Origin of the sequence: Bradyrhizobium sp. TM233 (assembly GCF_036247965.1) — a bacterium.
Taxonomy (GTDB): domain Bacteria; phylum Pseudomonadota; class Alphaproteobacteria; order Rhizobiales; family Xanthobacteraceae; genus Bradyrhizobium; species Bradyrhizobium ottawaense.
The window spans coordinates 543,511-567,387 of record NZ_BTIG01000007.1 but is presented as its reverse complement, the minus strand read 5'-3'; the positions used below and the strand labels follow the sequence as shown (position 1 = coordinate 567,387).

Genomic DNA, 23,877 nt, shown 5'->3' with positions numbered 1-23,877 from the left:
CTGAGGCAGCGCTATAGATTGCGCGCGACAATATTCCGTGAGACAGACATGCCCGAATTTCCGACGCTGGCGAAGCTCGCCGAAGACCTCGAAAGCGGCCGCACGACCGCCCGCAAGCTGGTCGAGGCGTGCATCGCCAGGATCGCCGATCCCGCCGGGGAGGGCCAGCGCGCCTTCATCCATGTCGACAAGGACGCCGCGCTCGCGGCGGCGGATGCGATGGACGGCTTGCGCAAGGCCAAGGCGGCGCCATCGCGCTATGCCGGCATCCCGATCTCGATCAAGGATCTGTTCGACATCAAGGGCCAGGTGACGCGCGCCGGCTCCCGTGCGCTCGACGATTCGCCGCCGGCCGAGCAGGATGCGGCGACGGTGGCGCGGCTGCGCAGGGCCGGCTTCATCGTGATCGGGCGCACCAACATGACCGAGTTCGCCTATTCCGGCATCGGCATCAATCCGCATTACGGCACGCCGAAGGGCGCCTGGAACCGGTCCGTGGGCCATGTGCCAGGCGGCTCGTCCGCGGGCGCGGCGGTGTCCGTGCTCGACGGCATGGCGCATGGCGCGCTTGGCACCGACACCGGCGGCTCCTGCCGGATTCCGGCGGCCTTCAACGGCATCGTCGGCTACAAGCCGACGCAGCGACGCGTGCCGCTCGATGGCTCCGTGCCGCTGTCGTTCTCGCTCGACAGCATCGGGCCTCTGGCACGATCAGTCAGTTGCTGTGCCATACTCGACGCCGTGCTCGCGAACGAGCCGATCGCCCCGCTGAAGCCGCGTCCGATCCAGGGCATGCGACTGGCGGTGCCGACCACGATCGCGCTCGACGACCTCGACGCTGAAGTCTCCGAGACGTTCGAGCGCGCTCTGAAGACGCTTTCGGATCACGGCGCCATCATCGAGCGCATCGAGATGGCGGAGTTCCACGACATCGGCCCGATGAACGCCAAGGGCGGCTTTGCCGCGTCCGAGAGCTACGCCTGGCACCGCTATCTCATCACCTCCAAGGGCGACGTCTACGACCCCCGTGTCTCCGTGCGGATCATGCGCGGCGAGGCGCAGAGCGCGGCCGACTACATCGATCTCCTCAACGAGCGCCGCTCGCTGATCGCCCGCGTCAACGCGCGCATTGCGCCCTATGATGCGCTGGTGCTGCCGACCACCGCCAACACGCCGCCGAAGATCGCCGATCTCGCCGACGACAAGGCGTTCACCAGGGAAAACCTGCGCGCACTGCGCAACTGCACTCTCATCAACATGATCGACGGCTGCGCCATCTCGCTGCCGGCGCATCGTGAGGGCGAAATTCCCGTCGGCCTGATGCTGGCGGGCGCAGGCGGCTCCGACCGCCGTATCTTTGAACTTGCTGCCGGCATGGAGGCCGTCATTCGTGTTTGACCTGACTTTCACCGTTGACGCCCAGGACGCCACCACGCCGCTGACGCTCGCGATCGACCAGATGGTCATCGCCGGCTGGACCGGCCGCGATCCCGTCGCGCGCGACAAGCACATCAAAGAGCTGCAGGAGATGGGCATCGCCCCGCCGGCCTCGACCCCGATCTATTATCGCGGCGCGGCGCGGCGGCTGACCCAGGAAGATCGTATCGAATGCACCGGCGGCGATTCCTCCGGCGAGGTCGAGTTCGTGCTGATCGGCTGGCAGGGCCGCATCTTCGTCGGCTGCGGCTCCGACCATACCGACCGCAAGGTCGAGGCCTACAGCGTCACGGTCTCCAAGCAGATGTGCGACAAGCCGATCGCTTCGACGCTGTGGGAGCTGGAGGACGTCATCGGCCACTGGGACAAGATGATCCTGCGCTCCTACGCCACCATCAAGGGCGAGCGCGTGCTCTACCAGGAGGGCACGCTGGACGCGATGCTGCCGGTGAACGACCTGATCGCACGCGGCTTCGAAGGAGGAAAATTCCCCGACGGTTGCGCCATGTTCGGCGGCACGTTTGCAGCCAAGGGCGGCATCCGCCCGGCGGAACGGTTCGACTTCGAGCTGGAAGACCCCGTGCTGAAGCGGACTATTAAGCACGGCTATGACGTGACAACTCTACCGGTGCGAGGCTAGCTCCACAAACGTCGGTCCTGTAGGGTGGGCTAAGCGAAAGCGTGCCCACGTCTTACGAAGTCGTGGGCACGGCGCAAGAGCACCTTTGCCCACCCTACGAAACTGGTCTGCTTGACGTCGGTATCGATCTTCGCTCGCAATGACGCGGAGACGGTTCTCGGAAATCGGGTGGCGGGGTGAACGTCGGGCCGCCAGGGTGATTGTTATGACAATGACCGCACGCAAAACGGCCCAATCCTCCGTTCCCGACCTCACCGCCCACGTCGACGGCCTCGACTGGCCTCAGATCACCGCCGAACTCGACTCCCAGGGCTGCGCCGTCCTCAAGCACCTGCTGACGCCGGACCAGTGCCGCGCCGTCGCCGCGCTCTACCCGGACGACACGCATTTCCGCAGCCGCATCGTCATGGGCCGTCACGGCTTTGGCCGTGGCGAGTACAAATATTTCGCCTACCCGTTGCCAGATCTGATCGCGCAATTGCGCCCGGCGCTGTATGCGCATCTCCAGACCGTCGCCAACCGCTGGAACGAGGCGATGGGGATCGACATTCGCTATCCCCTAACGCATGCGGCGTTCCTGAAGCGCTGCCACGAGGCGGGGCAGGCGCGGCCGACGCCGTTGCTGCTGCAATATGAGGCCGGCGACTACAATTGCCTGCACCAGGACCTCTATGGCGAGCACGTGTTCCCGCTCCAGGTCGCGATACTCCTGTCCGAGCCCGGTCGCGATTTCACCGGCGGCGAATTCGTGCTGACCGAGCAACGCCCGCGCATGCAGTCCCGCGCCGAGGTCGTGCCGCTGGCGCAGGGCGATGCGGTTGCCTTCGCTGTGCATCACCGCCCGGTGCAGGGGACACGCGGCACCTACCGCGTTAATCTGCGCCATGGCGTCAGCCGGATCAGATCCGGCCAGCGCCACACGCTGGGTGTGATCTTTCATGATGCCAAATGAGCGCTGCGATTGACGGCTGATCTGTTCGATGGTGTTGCCGAGGCCCAGCCGCCGCGCGAGGAGATCGCGGACGGTGCCGCGCTGCTGCGCGGCTTCGTCAAACCGATCGAAAGCGAGCTGATCGCCGCCGTCCGCGCCATCGTGGCGCAATCGCCGTTCCGGCGGATGACCACGCCCAGCGGCCACCTGATGTCGGTGGCCATGACCAATTGCGGCGAACGAGGTTGGATCACCGATCACACCGGCTATCGCTATGACCCCATCGATCCGCGAACCGGCGCGCCATGGCCGACGATGCCGCCGGTGTTGCGTGATCTAGCTTTGCATGCAGCAGAGCAGGGCGGCTTTCAAGCCTTCGCGCCCGATGCCTGCCTCGTCAACCGCTACGAGCCCGGCACGCGGCTGTCGCTGCATCAGGACAAGGACGAGCTGGACTATGCGGCGCCGATCGTCTCGGTCTCGCTCGGATTGCCCGCGACCTTCCTGTTCGGCGGCCTCGTCCGCAGCGACAAGCCGCGCCGCTTCCGCCTGGTGCATGGCGACGTCGTGGTCTGGGGCGGAGCCAGCAGGCTCGCCTATCACGGCGTCGCGCCGCTCGCCGACGGCGAGCATGCGCTGCTCGGGCGGAAGCGGATCAATCTGACGTTCCGCAGGACGCGGTAGTCTTCGTCATTCCGGGGCGCGCGTAGCGCGAGCCCGGAATCCATAACAACGATCGGGAGTATGGATTCCGGGCCTGCGCCTTACGGCGCATCCCGGAATGACAGCAATTACGGCTTCGGCGGGTGAATGAACGCCCACGGACTGACCTCCGAATCTCGCGTCACCTCGACCGAGATCAGATACGGCCCGCCATGGCTGAGCGCCTTTTCCATCGCCGCCTTGAACTGATCGGGCGCTGTGACACGCGCAGCCGCAACGCCAAAGGATTCCGCGAGCTTGACGAAATCGGGATTGACGAGGTCGGACGCCACCACGCGGCCGTCGAAACGTTCGCGCTGGTCGCGGCGGACATTGCCGTAGGCGTTGTTGTTGAACACCAGCGTCACCACGCCGATGTTGAACTGCACGGCGGTGGCAAGCTCCTGCACGCCGAACATGAAGCCGCCATCGCCGGTGATGGCGACCACAGGCTTGTCCGGGTTCGCGACCTTGGCCCCGAGCGCAGTCGGGAAGCCCGAGCCGAGCGTGCCCTGGTAGCCCGAGGTGATGAAGGTGCGCGGCTGGTAGACTGGAAAGCCGTACCAGGAGGCGAAGCCGAATTGCGACAATTCGTCGGTGACGATCGCGTTCGCCGGCAGCACCTCGCGCAGGATGTTGAGATACGCCATCTGCGGCTGGATGCGCTGGATCTCCGCTTGCGCCATCGCAGTGGCCTCGCGGATCTCTCCGCGCCGCGTGCTGCTTTTCGAATAGCCGGCCCTCTTCACGGCTGCAGCGAGATCGGCGGTCCCATCCCTGGCGTCGGCGACAATCGCGACATCGGCGGCGAGCCGGCGCATCTCGACCGGATCGATGTCGATCCGAATGGATTTCAGTCCGCTCGGTTGATAGGGCCAGCGGAAGCCGGATGCCGGCAGCTCGGCGCGCGTGCCGATTGCGACCATCAGATCGGTTGTCGGCCACAGCTTGTAGGCGGCGGCCATGGTGAGGCCGAGCTCATGCGCGTTGGAGACGATGCCGCGGCCGCTGCGGAAGGCGACCACGGGTGCATCGATCATCTCAGCGAGCTCGAGGATCTCCTCGCCGGCCTCGATCGCGCCGCTGCCGACGAAAATCATCGGCGCCTTGCTTGCCTTGATCAGCGCCGCGGCCCGCTTGACGAGATCCGGATCGGGCTGCGGCGCGGGCAGCGGCTCCAGCATCCGGGCAGCGGCGGTGTCAGCGCGCTGGGTGAAGACGTCCCAGGGCATCTCGACCGAGGCCGGGCCGCGCCGTCCCGACATCATCTCCTGGAAGGCGCGCGCGACGACCGTCGGCGCATTGCCGGGGTATTCGATCCGGTCGGCCCATTTCACATAGGTGCGCAAGGTCGCAAGCTGGTCCGGCATCTCGTGCAGATGGCCGCGGCCCTTGCCCAGAAATTGCGTCGGCACCTGGCCGGTGACGCACAGCACCGGCTCGTTGCAGCCGAATGCGGTGAGCAGCGCGGCGCTGGCATTGAGCACGCCGGGCCCGGGCACTACGCTGAACACGCCGGGCCTGCCGCTGGAGCGCGCATAGCCGAACGCCATGTAGCCGCAGGCCTGTTCGTGCCGCGCGCCGATCACCTTGAGCTGGGCCTGATGGAAGGCGTCGAACAGGCCGTAGACCTGCGCACCGGGCAGGCCGAACACGGTGTCGACGCCGTGGGCCACCAGGCCGCTTACGATCGCTTCGCCGCCGGTGAGGGTGGTCATTGCATCATTCCAATCCTGTTCAGGCTTCGTCGACGACGCCATTTCGCAAGCTGCCGATGCCTTCGGCCGCGACCTCGATGATATCGCCCGGCTTCAGGTAACGCGGCGGATCGAATCGGGCTCCGGCGCCGGTCGGCGTGCCCGTGACGATGATATCGCCGGGGACAAGGGTTGCGAAGGTGGAGATATAATTGATGAGATAACGGAACGAGAACATCAGCCGGCTGGTGCGATCGTCCTGCCTGAGCTCGCCGTTGACATGCGTGGTGAGCCTGACATCGGCGATCTGCGATTCCTGGACGTAGGGCACCAGCCATGGGCCGAGGCTGCCGCTGGAATCAAAGTTCTTGCCCTGCGTCACGTTGAACTTGGCATGCCGGAGCCAATCGCGCACCGAGCCTTCGTTGCAAAGGGTCAATGCTGCGATGTGATCGAGCGCGGCGCTTTCCGGAATATGCCGGCCTTGCTTGCCGATCACCAGCACGATCTCGCCTTCATAGTCGAGCTGGGCGGACGCGCGCGGGCGCACCAGCGGCGTGTCGTGGCCGACGAAGGAGCGCGGCGAGCGCATGAACATGCTCGGATATTTCGGCGCGTCCTGCCCATCCCTGTATTCGGCGTTGCGGTCGGGATAGTTGACGCCGATGCAGATGATCTTTTCCGGCGCGGGCACCGGCGGCAGCCAGGTGATGTCATCGAGCGCGTGGTCCGGCGCGCGGCCGGCGGCTTCCTCGGCGAGGCTCGCGAGCTTGCTGGCCGCGATCACCTCGCGCAGCGTCGGATAGTGTTTTGCGTAACGTGTGGAGAGGTCGACGATGCCGCCCTCGAGGACGGCCCCATAACGGGCATCGCCCTTGACGGAATAGGTGGCGAGGCGAGGGAGTTTCATAGGCAGTCTATCTCTCTTGTCGTCCCTGCGCACGCAGGGACCCGTACCGCGTGATCCATCGATAGCGCACGGTGACGATCCCGAACGACCAATCTTCGCAAAACTCCTCCCTGTGGGTATGGGTCCCTGCGTTCGCAGGGACGACAGGAAGAGAAGCTCGGCAGGTCATGGGCATCAATCCGCAACCAGCACGTCCGCGACAAACTTCGGCTCCCGCACGGCCTGCCCGCTAAACGGCGAGCCCTGCTCGAACCAGGAGCGCGGCGCCGGGGCGCCCCACAGCGTCTGGCGGCGCGGATCGCGCAGCGACCAGCGCAGCGGCTCGTGGTCGTGGTCTCCGGTGAAATAATCGCTGGTGTAGAGCTCGAGCCGGTGTCCGTCGGGATCGCGGACATAGAGGAAGAATGCGTTGGAGATGCCGTGGCGTCCGGGGCCGCGCTCGATGTTCTTGACGAAACCTTGAGACGCCATGACGTCGCAGAGATGGATGATGTTCATCGCCGTCGGCGTCCAGTAGGCGAAATGGTGCAGGCGAGGGCCCTTGCCGTTGGTGATCGCGAAGTCGTGGACATTGCCCTTGCGATGCATCCAGGCGGCGGCGATGCGGCCGTTCGGGCCATCCTCCTCGGCGTATTCGGTGAGGCGGAAGCCGAGCCGGGCGTAGAACTCCACGGTGTCCTGCACTTCGGCGGCGAAGACGTTGAAATGATCGAGCCGTTGCGGGTGGCAGCCCCTGTAGAGATCATAGCGGCGCAGGAGATGCGGCCGGCGATCCATCGACGCATAGAGCTCGATCTGGAAGCCGAAGGGATCGGTGAACTGCAGGGTCCGTCCCTGGAAGGGCTGATCGACGAAGGCGTAGGAAAGGCCGTTCTCGGAGAGGAAGGCGGCGGCCTTGTCGAGATCCCCGTCGTTGCCGACCTTGAAGCCGAGCCGGGCGCAGGCGGGCACCGCCGCCTTGCGCAGCACCAGCGAGTGATGCTGATGCTCCTCGGCGGCGCGCAAATACACGACCTTGTCGTCGGCGTCCTCGACATGCAGGCCGACAGTGGTTTCGTAGAACGCGCGGCTCAGCTTCAAATCGGTGACGTCGAGCACGACGTGGCTGGAGCGGATGATGTTGAAAGGCGGCTCGAAGATATGTTGCGGTACCGGCATTTGCGTTTCCCCTCGGTCTCCTGTCATTCCGGGGCGGCTCGTAGAGCCGAACCCGGAATCCATCGCGCAGCAGAGTTGGTGGATGAATGGATTCCGGGTTCGCTTCGCGCCCCGGAATGACCGTTTCCCTAAATTCCCAGTTTCTGAATCTTGTGCGTGCCCCGCGCCAGCGAGACGTGCTTGGTTTCCATGTAGAAATCGAACGAGTAATCGCCGCCGTCGCGGCCGATGCCGGAGGCCTTCATGCCGCCGAATGGCGTCGGCAGATGGCGGACATTCTCCGAGTTCAGCCAGATCATGCCGGCCTCCAACGCGTCGGCGACACGCAAGCTCCGGCCGACATCGTTGGTCCAGACATAGCCAGTCAGGCCATAGCGGATGTCGTTGGCGATCTCGATGGCTTCTGCTTCGTCCTTGAAGGGCAGCACGGTGAGGAACGGGCCGAACACTTCCTCCTGCGCCACCCGCATCTTGCCGTGCGCGCCGGTGACCAGGGTGGGCTCGACATAATGTCCGCCGCCCGGGCCGTCATGGGCCTTGCCGCCGACCGCAATCGTCGCACCGTCCTGGCGCGCGACGTCGAAATAGGAGCAGACCTTTGCCAGATGCCGCTCGTGGATCAGCGGCCCGATCTCGGTTAAGGGATCGAGCGGATGGCCGACCTTCAGCGCCTTCACGCGCGCGGTGAGCTTCTCGGTGAACTTGTCCGCAATGCCGGCCTGAACCAGGAGGCGGCTCGACGACGTGCAGCGCTCGCCGTTGAGCGAGTAGATCATGAACACGACGGCATCGAGCGCGCGGTCGAGATCGGCGTCGTCGAACACGATCACGGGGTTCTTGCCGCCGAGCTCGAAATGCACGCGCTTTAGCGTCGGCGCACCCTGGATCATGATCGCCGAGCCCGTCGCGCTCTCGCCGACGAAGCCGATCGCCTTGATCGCGGGATGCTCGGTCAGCGCCTTGCCGGCCTCTTCACCAAAACCGTGGACGGTGTTGAGCACGCCGTCGGGAACGCCGGCCTCCTTGACGAGCTTCGACAAGATGCTGGCCGTGACGGGCGACCATTCGGCCGGCTTGTGCACGACGGTGCACCCCGCAGCGAGGGCCGGGGCGATCTTCCAGGTCGAGAGCATGAACGGCGTGTTCCACGGCGTGATCACGCCGACCGGGCCGATCGGCACGCGGGTGGAGATGTTCCAGTGCTCGTCGCTCGGCGTGCTGAGGCCGTCGCGCGCCTCCGCGCATTTGTCGGCGAAGAAGCGGAAATTCTCGGCGGCGCGGATCGCCGCCTTGGCCATGAAGCGATAGGCCTGCCCGGTGTCGATGCATTCGAGCACGGCGATGTCCTCGGCATTGTCCTCGATGGCGTCGGCCACGCGATGCAGCAGCTTCTTCCGCATCGCGGGGCCCATGTCGCGCCAGGACTTGAAGGCAAGCGCAGCGGCCGTTGCGGCGCGGTCGATGTCCTCGGCGGTGCCGCGCGCGACGCTTGCGAGCGTCGTGCCGTCGACCGGCGACTTCGTCTCGAACGTCTCGCCGGAGATCGAGGCAACTGTCTTGCCGTCGATCATGTGACCGATGCCGTCGGCACGCAGCTTCTTCAGCAGCGGCGCGACGCGGTCGCGGTTGGCCTGGAATACATCGGCTTTCGGGCTGGGCTTATCCATGGGCGGATTCCGCTTTCAGGGCGTCGTGGATGTTGTTGCGCTTCCAGCTGGTGTCCTTGTCGTTGATCTGCATGTCGAACGACAAAGCGAACTTGCTGGCGGCGAAGACGGGATCGAGATGTCGGGACAGTGCCTGGAAGACATGCTCGCCGGCTTTCTGGCGCGTCTTGAGGTCGCGGCCTTCGCCGATGCGCAGCACCATGTCGAGAAAGCCGTAGTCGTTCCGCGCGTCGGCGATCGCATAGTGCTCGCACCTGATCGCGCGCACGCGGATGCCGCCGAGCGGGAAGATGCCGGTCTCGACTGCCGCTTGGCGCACGATCTCGCACACCGCTGCGATGTCGAGGCGGCCATCGAGATTGGCCGAATATTCAATCGTGAAATGCGGCATCGCGGTTTCACTCCCTGTATTTCTTGCGCCTAGGCGAAGTAGCAGCTGACCGAGCCGTAGGCGCCATAGTCGGCCTGAATTGTGTCGCCCTTGCGGGTCTCGATCGGACGGATGAAGGAGCCGGCAAGCACGACCTGACCCGGCTCGAGCGCAAGGCCGAGCGGCGCGATCTTGTTCGCAAGCCACGCAACCGCCGTCGCAGGATGATTGAGCACGCCGGCGGCAAGGCCAGTCTCCTCGAGCTGGCCGTTCTTGAAACACAGCGCGCCGATCCAGCGCAAATCTGCGTCCAAAGGCCGGATCGGCCGTCCGCCGAGCACGATGCCGGCATTCGCCGCATTGTCGGCGATGGTGTCGAAGATCTTTCGCGTCGCCTTGGTCGTGGGATCGACGCGCTCGATCCGCGTGTCCAGGATTTCCAGTGCCGGCACCACGAAGTCGGTGGCGTTGAGCACGTCGAACAGCGTGCAGTCGGGCCCAGCGAGCCGTTTGCTCATGACGAAGGCGAGCTCGGCCTCGACGCGCGTCGCGATGAAGCGCTCGGTCGGAATGATCCCGCCATCGGCGAAGAACATGTCGTCGAGCAGCACGCCGGAATCGGGCTCATCGATATCGAGCGCGCTCTGCATCGCCTTCGAGGTCAGCCCGATCTTGTGCCCCTTGACGATGCGCCCCTCCGCGATCTTGACGTCGACCCAGGCCTTCTGAATCGCGTAGGCATCGGCGATGGTGATGCCGGGGAAATCCTGCGAGAGCTGCCGGATCTGCGTGCGGGTCTTCTCCGCCTGATGCAGACGCCTCGCGCAAGCTTGGATATCGTCGTTGGAAAGCGCCATTTGTGATCTTACAAATTGGGGTGCCGGGAGATACTTAACATGTTAAGTGAATGCGTCAAACACAATTTCGGCTTGCTGCACTGCAAACGTTTTGCGGTTTGAAAGGGCATCATGGTGAAGAGACCGGCTGATCCAGCCAACGGAAGCGCGCCTGCCGCAGGACCTGCCACTGCACGGCAGGTGCCGATGCGCGATTTCTCGCGCTCCCTGCCGATGTCGCTGCTGCGGGCGCGCGAGGCGGTGATGCGGCAGTTTCGTCCCTCGCTGCGCGAGCACGGCCTGACCGAGCAGCAATGGCGCATCCTGCGTGCACTGGCGGCGATCGAGACTGTCGAGGTCACGGAACTCGCGCGCACGGCGTTCCTGCTGGGACCGAGCCTGTCGCGCATCCTGCGCGATCTCGAGGCGCGTCATCTGATCGAGCGCAGGACGGCCAAGGCGGACCAGCGCCGCAGCATGGTCTCGATTTCGAAAGAGGGCGTGAAGCTGATGGCCTCGGTGGCGCCGACCTCGGAGGCGATCTATGCCGAGATCACGCGGCGCTTCGGTGCGCGCAAGCTCGCTGAATTGCAGGATATGCTGGGCGCGCTCGAACAGAGTCTTGCAGAGCTCGGCGGCGCCGAGGAGGCAAGTTCCGAGGAGTGACAGCAGATATGCCCGTCCGGGTGCCCCAAGCCATGGACATGCATGCGCATTTTCGCGCAAATGGCGGTCCAGGCTGGCGGTCGATCAGGCGCCGATTCCCGGCGCCAGAAGGCGGCCGCATAGGCGTTGCGTCATTGCGAGCGTAGCGCGGCGGCCCGGTTCGCGCTAACAGCGGGTCGTGCTGTCGCGGCGCTCGTCATGGTGACGACGGTCCAAATGACACGGTCCAAATAACACGGTCCAAACAACAAAGAAGGAAGGCAACGTGGCGAACAAGGTCAAGGAAATCTGGAAGTCGGGCAAGGCCGTGGTCAACGCGTGGCTCGCTATACCCTCCGGCTTCTCGGCCGAGATGATCGCGCAATGCGGCTTCGACAGCGTCACCGTCGACATGCAGCATGGCGTGCAGGACTATCTGTCGATGGTGCAATGCTTCCAGGCCATGGACAAGCATCCGGTGACCCCGATGGTCCGCGTGCCCTGGAACGAGCCCGGCATCATCGGCAAGGTGCTCGACGGCGGCGCCTATGGCGTGATCTGCCCGATGGTCAACACGCCGCAGGAAGCCAGGAACCTCGTCTCCTATTCCAAATATCCGCCGCAGGGCGTGCGCTCCAACGGCCCGATCCGCGCCGGCATGTACGGCACCGCGGGCTCGTACCAGAAGACCGCGAATGCCGACACCATCCTGCTGCCGATGATGGAGACCAAGACCGCGGTCGAGAACATGGAGGCGATCCTCGACGTCGAGGGCATCGACGGCGTCTATATCGGCCCGTCCGATCTCGGCTTCTCCTACGGCCTCGAGCCCAAGCTCGACCGCAGCGAGCCCGAGATCCTCGCGATCTACGAGAAGATCATCAAGGAATGCGGCAAGCGCGGCCTCAACCCGGGCATCCATTGCAGCGGCGCCGAAGGCGCAGCGCGCGCCATCAACATGGGCTTCAAGCTGGTGACGCTGTCGAACGAGGTCGGCCTGATGACGACCTACGCCAAGATGCAGGTGAACGCCACCCGCAAGGATTCGGGCGGCAAGGCTTGATCTCGTGTCCCCGACGCGTTGCAGCGCAAAGCGCTGCAGCGCAGAGCCGGGACCCGGTCGATAACGAAGCGCATGACATAACAACCAGACCCCGGATCAGCAGCGCATCGTTTCACGCTGCGCTGCGTCCGGGGCACGATCATTTCGATACAGGAGATATCCATGACCATCAGCCCCGTCATCCGCCTGCATCCCGATGATGGCGTGCTGATCGCGCGCGCCAGCTTGCCGCCCGGTACTGTCGTTGCCGACGGCGTGACCACGGTCGAGCGCATCCCCTCCGGCCACAAGGTCGCGATCAAGCCGATCGCTGTGGGCGAGCCTGTCATCCGCTACGGCCAGATCATCGGCTTTGCGACCATTCCGATCGCGCCGGGCCAGCACGTGCACGTGCAGAACATCGGCATGGGCGATTTCTCCAAGGACTATGCCTATTGCGCCGACGTCAAGCCGACGCCGAATTTCGATCTGCCGGCGAGCTTCGAAGGCATCCGCCGCCCGGACGGCCGCGTCGCCACGCGCAACTATATCGGCATCCTCACCTCGGTGAATTGCAGCGCGCACGTCGCAAGCCTCGTCGCCGACGTCTTCAAGAAGAATCCCTTCACCGGCGACAATCCGCTGGCCGACTTTCCCAATGTCGACGGCGTGGTCGCGCTGACCCACAAGACCGGCTGCGGCATGACGCAGAACGAGCCCCTGGCACTGCTCCGCCGCACGCTCGGCGGCTATGCGCGGCACGTGAACTTCTCTCATGTGATCGTGCTCGGCCTCGGCTGCGAGGTGAACCAGATCGGTGGTCTCATGGAGGAGCAGAAGCTCGCCGGCCGCCTGCGCGCGATGGACATCCAGGAGGTCGGCGGCACCCGCAAGACGGTGGAAGCGGGCATCGCCTTCGTGCGCGAGGCGCTGGCCGACGCCAACAAGGTCACGCGGGAATCCGTACCGGTGAGCGAGCTGACGGTCGCGCTGCAATGCGGCGGCTCGGACGGCTATTCCGGGGTGTCCGCCAATCCCGCGCTCGGTGCGGCCAGCGATCTCATCGTGCGTCACGGCGGCACCGTGATCCTGTCGGAGACGCCGGAGACCTACGGCGCCGAGCATCTCTTGACGCGCCGCGCCGTCAGCCGCGAGGTCGGCGAGAAGCTGGTCGACCTGATGCGCTGGTGGGACGAATACACGACGCGCGAAGGCGCCGAGATGAACGCCAATCCGAGCCCCGGCAACAAGGCCGGCGGTCTCACCACCATTCTTGAAAAATCGCTCGGCGCGATGGCGAAGGCCGGCACCACCAACCTCGTCGAGGTGCTGCGTTACGCCGAGCCCATCACCAAGAAGGGGTTCGTGTTCATGGACACGCCCGGCTACGACCCTGTTGCGGCGACCGGACAGGTCGCGGGCGGCGCCAATCTCGTCTGCTTCACCACGGGCCGCGGCAGCGTGTTCGGCTGCAAGCCGGCGCCCTCGATCAAGCTCGCCACCAACACGCCCATGTACAAGCGCATGGAAGAGGACATGGACGTCAATTGCGGCACCATCCTCGAAGGCGAGGAGAGCGTCGAGCAATGCGGCCAGCGCATCTTCGATCTGATCCTCAAGACAGCCTCGGGACAGCCGACCAAGAGCGAGAGTTTTGATTTCGGCGGCGCAGAGTTCGCGCCGTGGGTGCTGGGCGCGACGATGTAATCGCGCTCGGCGAGCTATCTCGCGCAAAAGCAATCAAAAGCGGTCGGGAGCCTTGATACCCGCGACGATTTCGGCGGCGCGTGTGCTTGTCCGGGATGCAACAATCCTTCGCTACGTAATGATACGGAGGCAGAGGCCTCGTCGCGACAGTTCCCGGCTTACATCTGGTTAACATTGTTGCCGTAGACACGGGGCGATGCGGCTCCACAGCGTGGTGGGCCGGCCTTTCCAAGGATCGAACCGATGCAAGCGATACGTCCCACTGGGGTGGAAAATCTCCTCGGTGAGGAGGAGCTGATTGTATCGAAGACCGATCTCAAAGGCCGCATCACCTACGCCAATGACGTCTTTCTCCGCATGGCGAAATACCCCTGGAAGCAGCTGATGGGCGCGCCCCACAGCCTGATCCGCCATCCCGACATGCCGCGCTGCGTCTTCAAGCTGCTGTGGGATACGCTCCAGGCCAAGCAGGAGATCTTCGCTTACGTCGTCAATCTCGCGGGAGATGGCAGCCATTATTGGGTGTTCGCCCATGTCACCCCGACGCTCGACGATCACGGCAACATCATCGGCTATCATTCCAATCGACGCAGGCCCGATCCGGCGCCGGTCGAGAAAATCAAACCGATCTACAAGGCGCTCTGCGCGGAAGAGGCGCGCCACGCCAATGCCAAGGACGGCATGCGTGCGAGCTTCGAAATGATGGTCGGTCTGCTCAAGCAAAACGGTGTCGGTTACGATGAATTTGTGCTCTCTCTCTAAGGCGCAGGGAGCGACCGCAGTCGCGTGCCTTCTCGCTGGTATCGCGTTCGTCCTCTCGCTGCTCGGCTGGACCGGAATCATCAGTGCAGCGCCGCTCGGCGCGGCGATCCTGCTGCTCGGCTACGCGCTCTGGTGTCAGCACCGCACGGCGGTGGCCGTCGATGAGGTCGCCGATGTCTGCCGCAAGGCGGCGCGCGGCGATCTCGAAGCGCGGATCCTGAGCGAGCGCCAGGCCGGGCGGATCGGCACCATCCAGAAGTCGGTCAACGACATGCTCGACATCGCCGACGCCTTCGTCCGCGAGGCTTCGGCATCGATGGACTATGCCAGCCGCGGCAAGTATTTCCGCAAGATCCTCGCGCGCGGATTGCCCGGCTCGTTCCGCCGCTCGGCCACCGTCATCAATGCCGGCACCGACAGCCTCGGCCGCCGCGTGGTCGAGATCGCCGGCCTTGCAAAGCAGTTCGGCACGCATCTCGACGAGGTCGCAGGCAGCCTGATGAGCGCCGCGACCGACCTCGAATCCGATGCCGGCCAGATGGCGGCGGCGGCGGAGACGACGAACCGCCAGACCTCCGGCATGCGCAGTGCGTCCGATCAGGCCTCGAGCAACGTTGCGACGGTGGCGAGCGCGGCGGAACAGCTCGCATCCTCGATCGCCGAGATCAGCCGCCAGGTGGCCGGCTCGACCACGAGCACCGGGCGCGCCGTCGACGAAGCCAATCGTGCCGGCAGCGAGATTCGCAGCCTCGCGGATGCCGCGCTGCGGATCGGCGATGTCGTCAAGCTGATCAGCGAAATCGCCGAGCAGACCAACCTCTTGGCGCTCAACGCCACGATCGAGGCGGCGCGGGCAGGCGAGGCCGGCCGCGGCTTCGCCGTCGTCGCCTCCGAGGTCAAGAGCCTCGCCACCCAGACCGCCAAGGCGACCGAGGAGATCAGCGCCAAGGTCGGCGAGATGCAGCAATCGACCACCAACTCGGTCGCAGCCGTCGAGGCGATTGCGCAGACCATCGCAGAGATCGACGGCATCACCGCGAGCATCGCCGCCTCGATCGAGCAGCAGGGCACCGCGACCCGCGAGATCGCCCGCAACGTCCAGGAGGCCTCGGCCGGCACCTCGCAAGTGTCCTCCAACGTGTCAGGCATCAGCGAAGCCGCTGCCGACACGGGGCGCGTCGCCAGCCGCGTCAACAGCGCCTCCGAACGCGTCCACGGCGAGGTCGAGACCCTCCGCCGCGAAGTGACGCAGTTCCTGCAGCGGCTGACGTCCGCGGCATAGGGCTTTCGCCGACAGGACGGTGCCTTCTCTCCGCTGGCTCGAAATCGTAGAGTGGGCAAAGGCGCACTTGCGCCGTGCCCACGCAACAGAAGCCGTGGGCACGGCGCGCAAGAGCGCGCCTTTGCCCGCCCTGCGACACTGCCCGCGTAGCCCGGATACTTCCTAGGCACCCTCTGCCCGTTGTTAGTGCTTGATCGCGTCCACCTCAGGTGTTCTGCTCAAAAAAGCTGCTGGAGCATCGCACCCCGTGTCGATCTACGTCGCACTACACCACGTCACGCACTACAAATACGATCGCCCGATCGATGTCGGTCCGCAGACCATCCGCCTGCGGCCGGCGCCGCATACGCGCACGCCGATCCTGAGCTATTCGCTCAAGGTCACGCCGTCCAACCATTTCGTGAACTGGCAGCAGGATCCGCAAGGCAACTGGATCGCCCGCTATGTCTTCCCGGAGAAGACGACCGAATTGAAGATCGAGGTCGACTTCACGGCGCAGATGACCGTGGTCAACCCGTTCGACTTCTTCGTCGAGCCCTATGCCGACAGTTTTCCGTTCGACTATCCGAACGACCTGAAGACCGAACTGGCGCCTTATCTGGAGACCGTCAAGCCGGATCGGCTGTTCGCGAAATATCTCGACTCGATCCCGCAGGACGCTCCGAACACGGTCAACTTCCTGGTCGATCTGAACCGGGAGCTTCAGAAGAAGGTCCGCTACATCATCCGGATGGAGCCCGGCGTGCAGACGCCGGAGGAGACGCTCGTCTCCGGCGCCGGATCATGCCGCGACTCCGCCTGGCTGCTGATCCAGACCTTCCGTCATCTCGGCCTCGCCGCACGTTTCGTCTCCGGCTATCTCATCCAGATCCGTCCCGACATCGATCCGATCGAGGGACCGCCGGAAGTGGAGAACGACTTCACCGACCTGCACGCCTGGGCCGAGGTCTATCTGCCCGGCGCCGGCTGGATCGGTTTCGACGCGACCTCCGGCATGCTCGCGGGCGAGGGCCACATCCCGGTCGCCGCCACGCCGCATTATCGCTCGGCGGCGCCGATCTCCGGCAGCGCCGGCTTTGCCGAGGTCGAGTTCGCCTTCGATATGAGCGTCCGCCGCATCCGCGAGGCGCCGCGCATCACCAAGCCGTTCTCCGACGAATCCTGGGCCCGGCTCAACGATCTCGGCGAGCAGGTCGACGGCGATCTTGCCGCCGATGACGTGCGGCTGACCATGGGCGGCGAGCCCACCTTCGTCTCGGTCGACGATCTCGAAGCTGCGGAGTGGAACACGGAGGCGGTCGGCCCGACCAAGCGCGCGCTCGGCGACGATCTGATCCGCCGCCTGCGCACGCGCTTCGCGCCCGGCGGCCTTCTGCATTACGGCCAGGGCAAATGGTATCCGGGCGAGAGCCTGCCGCGCTGGGCGTTTGGCCTGTACTGGCGCAAGGACGGGGTGCCGATCTGGAAGAATGCCGACCTGATCGCCAGGATCGGGAATCCGCGTCGTGCCGAGGTGAAGGATGCCGGGACCTTCATGGAGGGCGCGGCACTCCGGCTCGGGCTCGATCCCGGCTACATCATGCCGGCCTATGAGGACACCGCGCTCTGGCTTCAGAAGGAAGCCGAGCTTCCCGTCAACGTCGATCCGTCCGACTCCAAATTAGCCAATCCGGAGGAGCGCGCGCGCATGGCGCGCGTGTTCGAGCAGGGCCTCAACACGCCGCGCGGCTTCGTGCTGCCGGTGCAGCGCTGGAACGCGCCGCCGCGCTGGCGCAGCGAGCGCTGGCAGCTGCGGCGCAATCATCTGTTCCTGATGCCGGGCGATTCTCCTCTCGGCCTGCGCCTGCCGATCGGGTCGCTCGGCTACGTTCCACCCAATCAATATCCCTACATCGTCGAGCGGGACCCGATCGAGGCGCGCGGCAAGCTGCCGGTGTTCACCCTCGCAGCGCGCCCTGAAGCGCCGCCGCGGGCCGCGCCCGAGCAGCTCAACACGTCCGTCCCGGTCCGCACCGCGATGTCGGTCGAGGTCCGCGACGGCGTGCTCTGCGCCTTCATGCCGCCGGTCGAGCGCATCGAGGATTATCTCGAACTGGTCGCCGCGCTCGAAGCCACCGCCGAGGAGATGCAGCTCCAGGTCCATGTCGAAGGCTATCCGCCGCCGTTCGACCCGCGCGTCGAGGTGATCAAGGTGACGCCCGATCCCGGTGTCATCGAGATCAACATCCAGCCGGCGAAGAGCTGGCGCGAGGCGGTCGATATCACCACTGGCCTCTATGAGGACGCGGGCAAGGTGCGTCTCGGCGCCAACCGTTTCCTGGTCGACGGCCGCCACACCGGCACCGGCGGCGGCAATCATGTCGTGATCGGCGGCTCCAGTCCGGAGGACTCGCCGTTCTTGCGCCGGCCCGATCTGCTGCGGAGCCTCGTGCTGTACTGGCAGCGGCATCCGTCGCTGTCCTATTTCTTCTCCGGCCTGTTCATCGGCCCGACCAGCCAGGCGCCGCGCATCGACGAAGCCCGCCACGACAGCATCTACGAGCTCGAGATCGCGCTCTCGCACGTGCCGCCGCCGGGCACCCAGGCGCCGCTGTGGCTGGTGGACCGGTTGTTCCGGCATCTGCTCGTCGACATCACCGGCAACACCCATCGCGCCGAGATCTGCATCGACAAGCTCTATTCCCCGGAGGGCCCCACGGGGCGTCTCGGCCTCGTCGAATTCCGCGCGCTCGAGATGCCGCCCGATCCGCGCATGTCGCTGGCGCAGCAGCTCCTGATCCGCGCGCTGATCGCGAAGATGTGGCGCGAGCCACAGGCCGGCAAGTTCGTGCGCTGGGGCACGGCGCTGCACGACCGCTTCATGCTGCCGCATTTCATCTGGGAGGATTTTCTGGACGTGCTCGGCGAGCTCAAGGAGTTCGGCTACCCGTTCGAGCCGGAATGGTACCTGGCGCAGCTCGAATTCCGCTTCCCCGCCTTCGGCCGCGTCCACCATGGCGGCGTGACGCTGGAGCTGCGCCAGGCGCTGGAACCCTGGCATGTGCTGGGCGAGGAGGGCTCGGCCGGCGGCACCGTGCGCTATGTCGATTCATCGGTCGAGCGGCTTCAGGTCAAGGCGGAGGGTTTTGTCGAGGGCCGCCACATCGTGACCTGCAACGGCCGTCGCCTGCCGATGACCTCGACCGGCCGCTCCGCCGAGGCCGTGGCCGGGGTCCGTTTCAAGGCCTGGCAGCCGGCCTCCGGCCTGCACCCGACTATCCCGGTGCATGCGCCGCTGACCTTTGATCTCATTGACACCTGGAACGGCCGCTCGCTCGGCGGCTGCGTCTACCACGTCGCCCATCCCGGTGGGCGCAGCTACGATACCAAGCCGGTCAACACCTACGAGGCCGAGGCGCGGCGGCTGGCGCGATTCCAGGACCACGGCCATACGCCAGGGCCGGTCCAGCCACCGCCCGAGGAACGCACAAATGAGTTTCCGCTGACCCTCGACTTGCGGACCCCGCTCCTGCAATGAGTATGATGGTGGGGCAGGGAGAGGCGCATGGCCGAGGGCGCGGCGGAAGAGGACCACAAGGCGGGTAAGGGGCAAGGCCAGCGTGAAGGCCAGCGTGAAGGCCAGCGCCGCTTCGCGCAATGGGTCCGCGACTATAGGCGCCTGCCTGATATCCCCGACGAGTTCCTGGGCCCCGACGGCGCCCCGCGCGCGGTCTGGAGCCGCTTCTTCGATGCCTTCGGCGCGCTCGCGCCCGAGGAGATCGAGCGTCGCTTCGGCATGGCCGACCGCCATCTGCGCGAGGCCGGCGTCACCTACCGAGCGCCCGGCGACAGCGCCGACCGGCCGTGGTCGATCAGCCATCTGCCGCTCCTGATCGACGAGGCCGACTGGCAGCAGCTTTGCGCCGGCATCACCCAGCGCGCCGAGCTGCTCGAGCTCGTGCTGCGCGACATCTACGGCGAGGGCCGGCTGGTCGCGGAAGGCGCGCTGCCGGCGGCAGCGATTGCCGGCAGTCCCGAATATCTCCGCCCCGTCTGCGGCGTGCCGCCGCCGGGCGGGCGCTATCTGTCGATCTATGCCGCCGATGTCGGCCGCGGACCCGACGGCCGCTGGTGGGTGCTCGGCGACCGCACCCAGGCGCCGTCGGGCGCGGGCTACGCGCTGGAGAATCGCCTCGTGCTCTCGCGCGCCTTGTCCGACCTCTACAAGTCGATGAACGTGCCGCGCGTCGCGCCGTTCTTCGAGGCGTTCCGCGACAGTCTTCGTGCGCGCGCCGACCGCGACGAGCCCAGGATCGGCGTGCTCACGCCGGGCAGCTTCAGCGAGACCTATTTCGAGCATGCGACGCTGGCGCGCTATCTCGGCTTCCTGCTGGTCGAGGGCGACGATCTCGCCGTCAGCGACAACCGCATCCACATCCGCACCGTCGCCGGCCTGAAGCGGCTCGACGTGCTGCTTCGCCGGGTCGATTCCAATTCGCTCGATCCGCTCGAGCTCGATGCGTCCTCGCATCTCGGTGTGCCCGGCCTGATCGACGTGCTGCGCAAGGACGGCGTCGTCGTCGCCAACATGCCGGGCTCGGGCGTGCTGGAGGCACGGGCGCTGCTCGGCTTCCTGCCGGCGCTCAGCCGCCGCCTGCTCGGCGAAGAGCTCAAGATGCCGCATATCGCGACCTGGTGGTGCGGCCAGCGCAGCGCGCGCGAGGAGGTGCTGGCACGGCTCGACGAGGTCGCGATCGAAGGCGCCTATCGGCGCGGCGTGCCCGGATTCGACAGCAACGGACCGGTGCTCGCGAGCGAGCTGGATGCGAGCGACCGCCAGCGCCTGATCGACGCCATCGCCGCACGCGGCATGGACTATGTCGGCCAGGAGGTGGTGCGGCTCTCGACCATGCCGGTGTGGGAGCAGGGCCAGATCACGCCGCGTCCCTTCGTGCTGCGCGTGTTCGCGGCGGCGACGCCAGAGGGCTGGGCTATCATGCCCGGCGGCTTCTGCCGGATCGCCGAGCAGCCGGATGCGCGCGCGGTGTCGATGGGCGACGGCGCGCGCGCCGCCGACGTCTGGGTGGTCTCCGACAAGCAGGTCTCGACCGCGACGCTGCTGCCGGCGACCGACAAGGTCCGCATCCGCCGCATCGCCGGCGTGCTGCCGAGCCGCGCCGCCGACAATCTGTTCTGGCTCGGCCGCTATCTCGAACGCGCCGAGGCGACGCTTCGGCTGGTGCGCGCGCTGGGCTCGCCGAGCGGGCCCAACAAGGGCACCGCGGCCTCGCTGCAATCGGGCGAACGCATCCAGCGCCTGCTGGTCGCCTGGGGCGCGATCTCGCAGACCTCGCGCGCCGCGCCCGGGCGGATCACCGCCGAAGCGTTGCAGAGCGCGGAACGGTTCGGCTCGGCGTTGTCGCTGGTGCGCGCGGCGCAGCGCACGGCGACCTCGTTGCGCGAGCGGCTGTCGCCCGATGCCTGGCAGGTCATCACCGAAATGGCTGAGCGCCTGGCCTATCAGGTCGAGGGCGACGACGGTGTGCTGAGCGCGGCCGAGCTGACCTTGCAGGAACTCGCGAGCCTCGCAGGGCTGGCGCAGGAGAACATGAATCGCGCCGCCGGCTGGCGCTTCCTCGACATCGGCCGCCGCACCGAGCGCGCCATCAACACCACGCGCTTCACGCGCCAGTTCGCCTATGACGAGGCCGGCGACGAGGATCTCGACATCCTGCTGACGCTGGTGGACTGCCAGATCACTTACCGCTCGCGTTACCTGCTGGCGCCGATCCTGGCGCCGGTGCGCGACCTTGCCGTGCTCGACGGCTACAATCCGCGTTCGGTGGCGTTCCAGGTGACGACGCTGAACGAGCACATCGCCGCGCTGCCGAGCCTGAAGGAGCACGGCCTGATCGAGAAGCCGCAGCGCCTTGCCGTGGCGATGCAGGCGATGCTGGCGACCGCGGAAGCCGAGAAGCTCGAGGTCAAGACGCTGTTCGCGCTGGAGCAGGACCTGCTCAGCCTCGCCGAGGCGATCGGGCAGCACTACTTCCCGCATGGCCCCAATGCCGCCCGGCCGGAAAAGCTGACGGGGCTGGCGTGATCTACGACATCCGTCACGTCACCACCTACGAATACGAGAATCCGGTCAGCTTCGCCCGCTGCACGCTGCGGCTGGAGCCCAGGAGCGGCGGCGGGCAGGAGCTGATCTCGCACAAGGTGGAGATTCGTCCGCGCCCCGCCGAACGCAACGTCCGGCGCGATTTCTTCGGCACGCTGACCGAGAGCATCGTGATCGAGGCCTCCCATCGCAACTTGCGGATCGACTCGCGGTCGCGCGTGGCGGTGTCGCGCCGGCCGCCGGCGCGCGATGCGGGCAGCCCGGGCTGGGAGAGCATCCGCGACATCGCCTTCGAGGCGACCAGCCTCGGGCCGTCCTCGCCGGTCGGCTATGTCTTTGCGAGCCCGCTGGTGCCGGTGCTGCGTCCGGTCAGCGCCTATGCGGGGACGAGCTTTGCGCCGGGCGCGGGCATCCTCGAGGGCGCGGTCGATCTCATGCATCGCATCCGCACCGAGTTTCGCTACGACCCCAAGGCCACCGTGATCTCGACGCCGCTGAACGAGGTCTTCGACAAGCGCCACGGCGTCTGCCAGGACTTTGCCCATGTGATGATCGCAGGGCTGCGCGGGCTCGGTCTGCCGGCGGCCTATGTCAGCGGCTACCTGCGCACCATTCCACCGCCGGGCCAGGCCCGCCTGCAAGGCGCCGATGCCACCCATGCCTGGGTGTCGCTTTGGTGCGGGGCGGAGCTTGGCTGGGTCGATTTCGACCCGACCAACGATCTCTTGATCGGCAACGACCATATCGTGCTTGCGGTCGGGCGCGACTTTTCCGACGTCTCGCCGGTCGACGGCATCATCGTCGGCTCGCCGAAGCAGAAGCTCGGAGTCGCCGTGGACGTGGTGCTGGTGGAATAAAAGCGGCCCCGTCGGCCGGGCTCGCTGCCCGGATGTGCCGCGCCTTCATCGCAACCGCGATCTTGCATAGCACAACGGTAACATATTTCCGTAATCGCGTTCCCGGGGGTTTGGTCACTCGGCCCAAGATGGGCTATGCTGGGTCGTTGCGTCGAGGACAAGAACGAGACTTCGGGAGCTGACATGGGACACCACCGACACGCGGGGCTGCATCCATGATGACGTTGCCGAGACTGGCGGCTGAATCCCTGGAGAAGCTGCTGGGTACGTTTATGCGGCGTCGGTACGGCGAGACCGCTGCAAGCATGGTCGAGAGCGCAACCCGCACGGCGATGGAATGTATCGGTAACAGCGATGCACTTTACCACAATATCGAACATACGATGCTGGTGACGCTCGCGGGCCATTCGATCCTCAGTGGCCGAAGTCTCCATACCCATCTGACGGCTGAGGACTACGTCCATGTCCTGATCGCCTGCCTCGCTCACGATATCGGCTATGTCCGCGGCCTGTTCGAGGAGGATGACATCGACGGCTTTGTCATCGATGCCGCCGACACCAAGATCTCATTGCCGCGCGGTGCGTCGGACGCCAGCTTGATGATGTATCACGTCGACCGCTCGAAGCTCTATGTCTCGCGGCGGCTGCAGCACATTCCCGGCCTCGATCCTGAACGCATCGCCCGCGCTATCGAGGGAACGCGCTTTCCGGCCCAGGAAGGCCATGAGTATGACGTCGATGCCTCGATCCTGCGCGCCGCCGATTTCATCGGCCAGCTCGGCGATCCCAACTATCTGCGCAAGGCCAACGCGCTCTATTACGAGTTCGAGGAGGTCGGCATCAATCGCCAGCTCGGCTACGATTCGCCGGCCGACATCGTGAACCGCTATCCACAATTCTATTGGAACAGCGTCGCGCCGCACATCCAGACCGAGATCGGCTACCTCAACAAGACCGAGATCGGCCGGCAATGGATCGCCAATCTCTACAGCAACGTCTTCCGCGCCGAGCGCGACATCTCGCTGTCCGGCCCGCAGAGATAGGTCGAGCCCTCGTTTCTTGTAGCCCGCATGGAGCGAAGCGAAATGCGGGGGCGCCCGCATCCGTAAATCCCGTATTCCGCTTGGCTCCATA

At 65.8% G+C, this 23,877-nt stretch carries 19 protein-coding genes; 13 read left to right on the top strand and 6 right to left on the bottom strand.

Annotated features, from left to right (window positions below):
• The first annotated feature begins 48 nt into the window (after positions 1-48).
• The 4 genes from AABA86_RS17235 to alkB all read left to right on the top strand — a co-directional run bounded on the left by AABA86_RS17235 (position 49) and on the right by alkB (position 3,692).
• Positions 49-1,398: an amidase gene (locus AABA86_RS17235; RefSeq protein WP_338307636.1), complete on the top strand. Its 1,350-nt coding sequence runs from the start codon at positions 49-51 to the stop codon at positions 1,396-1,398.
• Positions 1,391-2,077, top strand: coding sequence for a DUF2848 domain-containing protein (locus tag AABA86_RS17230; protein WP_338307635.1), 687 nt, complete (start codon positions 1,391-1,393; stop codon positions 2,075-2,077). The genes AABA86_RS17235 and AABA86_RS17230 overlap by 8 nt, the downstream gene beginning before the upstream one ends.
• Before the next feature lie 205 nt (positions 2,078-2,282).
• The gene (locus tag AABA86_RS17225; RefSeq protein ID WP_445083468.1) at positions 2,283-3,029 is read left to right on the top strand and encodes a 2OG-Fe(II) oxygenase; all 747 of its coding nucleotides are present in this window, start codon (positions 2,283-2,285) and stop codon (positions 3,027-3,029) included.
• Between the two features lie 9 nt (positions 3,030-3,038).
• A complete protein-coding gene (alkB, locus tag AABA86_RS17220; RefSeq protein ID WP_338307633.1) occupies positions 3,039-3,692 on the top strand; it encodes a DNA oxidative demethylase AlkB in 654 nt (217 codons plus the stop codon).
• Between the two features lie 107 nt (positions 3,693-3,799).
• Here the strand turns inward: alkB and AABA86_RS17215 are convergent, their stop codons facing one another.
• The 6 genes from AABA86_RS17215 to hpaH all read right to left on the bottom strand — a co-directional run bounded on the left by AABA86_RS17215 (position 3,800) and on the right by hpaH (position 10,369).
• On the bottom strand, positions 3,800-5,428 hold the full coding sequence (locus AABA86_RS17215; protein WP_338307632.1) for a thiamine pyrophosphate-dependent enzyme: 1,629 nt from the start codon (positions 5,426-5,428) through the stop codon (positions 3,800-3,802).
• A gap of 19 nt (positions 5,429-5,447) precedes the next feature.
• Positions 5,448-6,317: a fumarylacetoacetate hydrolase family protein gene (locus tag AABA86_RS17210; protein WP_338307631.1), complete on the bottom strand. Its 870-nt coding sequence runs from the start codon at positions 6,315-6,317 to the stop codon at positions 5,448-5,450.
• A gap of 174 nt (positions 6,318-6,491) precedes the next feature.
• Complete coding sequence (gene hpaD / locus AABA86_RS17205) at positions 6,492-7,475, bottom strand: 3,4-dihydroxyphenylacetate 2,3-dioxygenase (protein ID WP_212251288.1); 984 nt, start codon at positions 7,473-7,475, stop codon at positions 6,492-6,494.
• A 128-nt stretch (positions 7,476-7,603) separates the two neighbouring features.
• On the bottom strand, positions 7,604-9,142 hold the full coding sequence (gene hpaE / locus AABA86_RS17200) for a 5-carboxymethyl-2-hydroxymuconate semialdehyde dehydrogenase (protein ID WP_338307630.1): 1,539 nt from the start codon (positions 9,140-9,142) through the stop codon (positions 7,604-7,606).
• Positions 9,135-9,533: a 5-carboxymethyl-2-hydroxymuconate Delta-isomerase gene (locus tag AABA86_RS17195; protein WP_338307629.1), complete on the bottom strand. Its 399-nt coding sequence runs from the start codon at positions 9,531-9,533 to the stop codon at positions 9,135-9,137. Before AABA86_RS17195 ends, hpaE begins: the two co-directional genes overlap by 8 nt.
• 29 nt (positions 9,534-9,562) lie before the next feature.
• Complete coding sequence (gene hpaH, locus AABA86_RS17190) at positions 9,563-10,369, bottom strand: 2-oxo-hept-4-ene-1,7-dioate hydratase (protein WP_338307628.1); 807 nt, start codon at positions 10,367-10,369, stop codon at positions 9,563-9,565.
• Between the two features lie 111 nt (positions 10,370-10,480).
• On the opposite strand from hpaH, the gene hpaR reads away from it, so the two are divergent.
• The 9 genes from hpaR to AABA86_RS17145 all read left to right on the top strand — a co-directional run bounded on the left by hpaR (position 10,481) and on the right by AABA86_RS17145 (position 23,786).
• Positions 10,481-11,014, top strand: a complete 534-nt coding sequence (gene hpaR / locus AABA86_RS17185; protein WP_212251296.1) for a homoprotocatechuate degradation operon regulator HpaR — start codon at positions 10,481-10,483, stop codon at positions 11,012-11,014.
• Between the two features lie 265 nt (positions 11,015-11,279).
• Positions 11,280-12,056 carry an HpcH/HpaI aldolase family protein gene (locus AABA86_RS17180; RefSeq protein ID WP_008549964.1) on the top strand — a complete coding sequence of 259 codons (777 nt, stop codon included), beginning with the start codon at positions 11,280-11,282 and terminating at the stop codon, positions 12,054-12,056.
• 162 nt (positions 12,057-12,218) lie between these two features.
• Positions 12,219-13,742: a UxaA family hydrolase gene (locus AABA86_RS17175; RefSeq protein ID WP_338307627.1), complete on the top strand. Its 1,524-nt coding sequence runs from the start codon at positions 12,219-12,221 to the stop codon at positions 13,740-13,742.
• Between the two features lie 243 nt (positions 13,743-13,985).
• Positions 13,986-14,504: a PAS domain-containing protein gene (locus AABA86_RS17170; protein ID WP_212251302.1), complete on the top strand. Its 519-nt coding sequence runs from the start codon at positions 13,986-13,988 to the stop codon at positions 14,502-14,504.
• Positions 14,482-15,786, top strand: coding sequence for a methyl-accepting chemotaxis protein (locus tag AABA86_RS17165; RefSeq protein ID WP_338307626.1), 1,305 nt, complete (start codon positions 14,482-14,484; stop codon positions 15,784-15,786). The genes AABA86_RS17170 and AABA86_RS17165 overlap by 23 nt, the downstream gene beginning before the upstream one ends.
• 247 nt (positions 15,787-16,033) lie before the next feature.
• Positions 16,034-19,303: a transglutaminase family protein gene (locus AABA86_RS17160; RefSeq protein ID WP_338307625.1), complete on the top strand. Its 3,270-nt coding sequence runs from the start codon at positions 16,034-16,036 to the stop codon at positions 19,301-19,303.
• 27 nt (positions 19,304-19,330) lie between these two features.
• Positions 19,331-21,868: a circularly permuted type 2 ATP-grasp protein gene (locus tag AABA86_RS17155; protein WP_338307624.1), complete on the top strand. Its 2,538-nt coding sequence runs from the start codon at positions 19,331-19,333 to the stop codon at positions 21,866-21,868.
• Positions 21,865-22,743 (top strand): transglutaminase family protein, encoded by an 879-nt coding sequence (locus tag AABA86_RS17150; protein ID WP_212251310.1) that lies wholly within the window; start codon positions 21,865-21,867, stop codon positions 22,741-22,743. The genes AABA86_RS17155 and AABA86_RS17150 overlap by 4 nt, the downstream gene beginning before the upstream one ends.
• Positions 22,744-22,958: 215 nt before the next feature.
• A complete protein-coding gene (locus AABA86_RS17145; RefSeq protein WP_212251312.1) occupies positions 22,959-23,786 on the top strand; it encodes a metal-dependent phosphohydrolase in 828 nt (275 codons plus the stop codon).
• Positions 23,787-23,877: the final 91 nt, after the last annotated feature.

Coding starts and splice junctions, on each gene's coding strand:
- AABA86_RS17235 (WP_338307636.1), top strand. CDS start 49: ATGCCCGAATTTCCGACGCTGGCGAAGCTCGCCGAAGACCTCGAAAGC.
- AABA86_RS17225 (WP_445083468.1), top strand. CDS start 2,283: ATGACAATGACCGCACGCAAAACGGCCCAATCCTCCGTTCCCGACCTC.
- AABA86_RS17215 (WP_338307632.1), bottom strand. CDS start 5,428: ATGACCACCCTCACCGGCGGCGAAGCGATCGTAAGCGGCCTGGTGGCC.
- AABA86_RS17210 (WP_338307631.1), bottom strand. CDS start 6,317: ATGAAACTCCCTCGCCTCGCCACCTATTCCGTCAAGGGCGATGCCCGT.
- hpaD (WP_212251288.1), bottom strand. CDS start 7,475: ATGCCGGTACCGCAACATATCTTCGAGCCGCCTTTCAACATCATCCGC.
- hpaE (WP_338307630.1), bottom strand. CDS start 9,142: ATGGATAAGCCCAGCCCGAAAGCCGATGTATTCCAGGCCAACCGCGAC.
- AABA86_RS17195 (WP_338307629.1), bottom strand. CDS start 9,533: ATGCCGCATTTCACGATTGAATATTCGGCCAATCTCGATGGCCGCCTC.
- hpaH (WP_338307628.1), bottom strand. CDS start 10,369: ATGGCGCTTTCCAACGACGATATCCAAGCTTGCGCGAGGCGTCTGCAT.
- hpaR (WP_212251296.1), top strand. CDS start 10,481: ATGGTGAAGAGACCGGCTGATCCAGCCAACGGAAGCGCGCCTGCCGCA.
- AABA86_RS17175 (WP_338307627.1), top strand. CDS start 12,219: ATGACCATCAGCCCCGTCATCCGCCTGCATCCCGATGATGGCGTGCTG.
- AABA86_RS17170 (WP_212251302.1), top strand. CDS start 13,986: ATGCAAGCGATACGTCCCACTGGGGTGGAAAATCTCCTCGGTGAGGAG.
- AABA86_RS17165 (WP_338307626.1), top strand. CDS start 14,482: ATGAATTTGTGCTCTCTCTCTAAGGCGCAGGGAGCGACCGCAGTCGCG.
- AABA86_RS17155 (WP_338307624.1), top strand. CDS start 19,331: ATGGCCGAGGGCGCGGCGGAAGAGGACCACAAGGCGGGTAAGGGGCAA.
- AABA86_RS17145 (WP_212251312.1), top strand. CDS start 22,959: ATGATGACGTTGCCGAGACTGGCGGCTGAATCCCTGGAGAAGCTGCTG.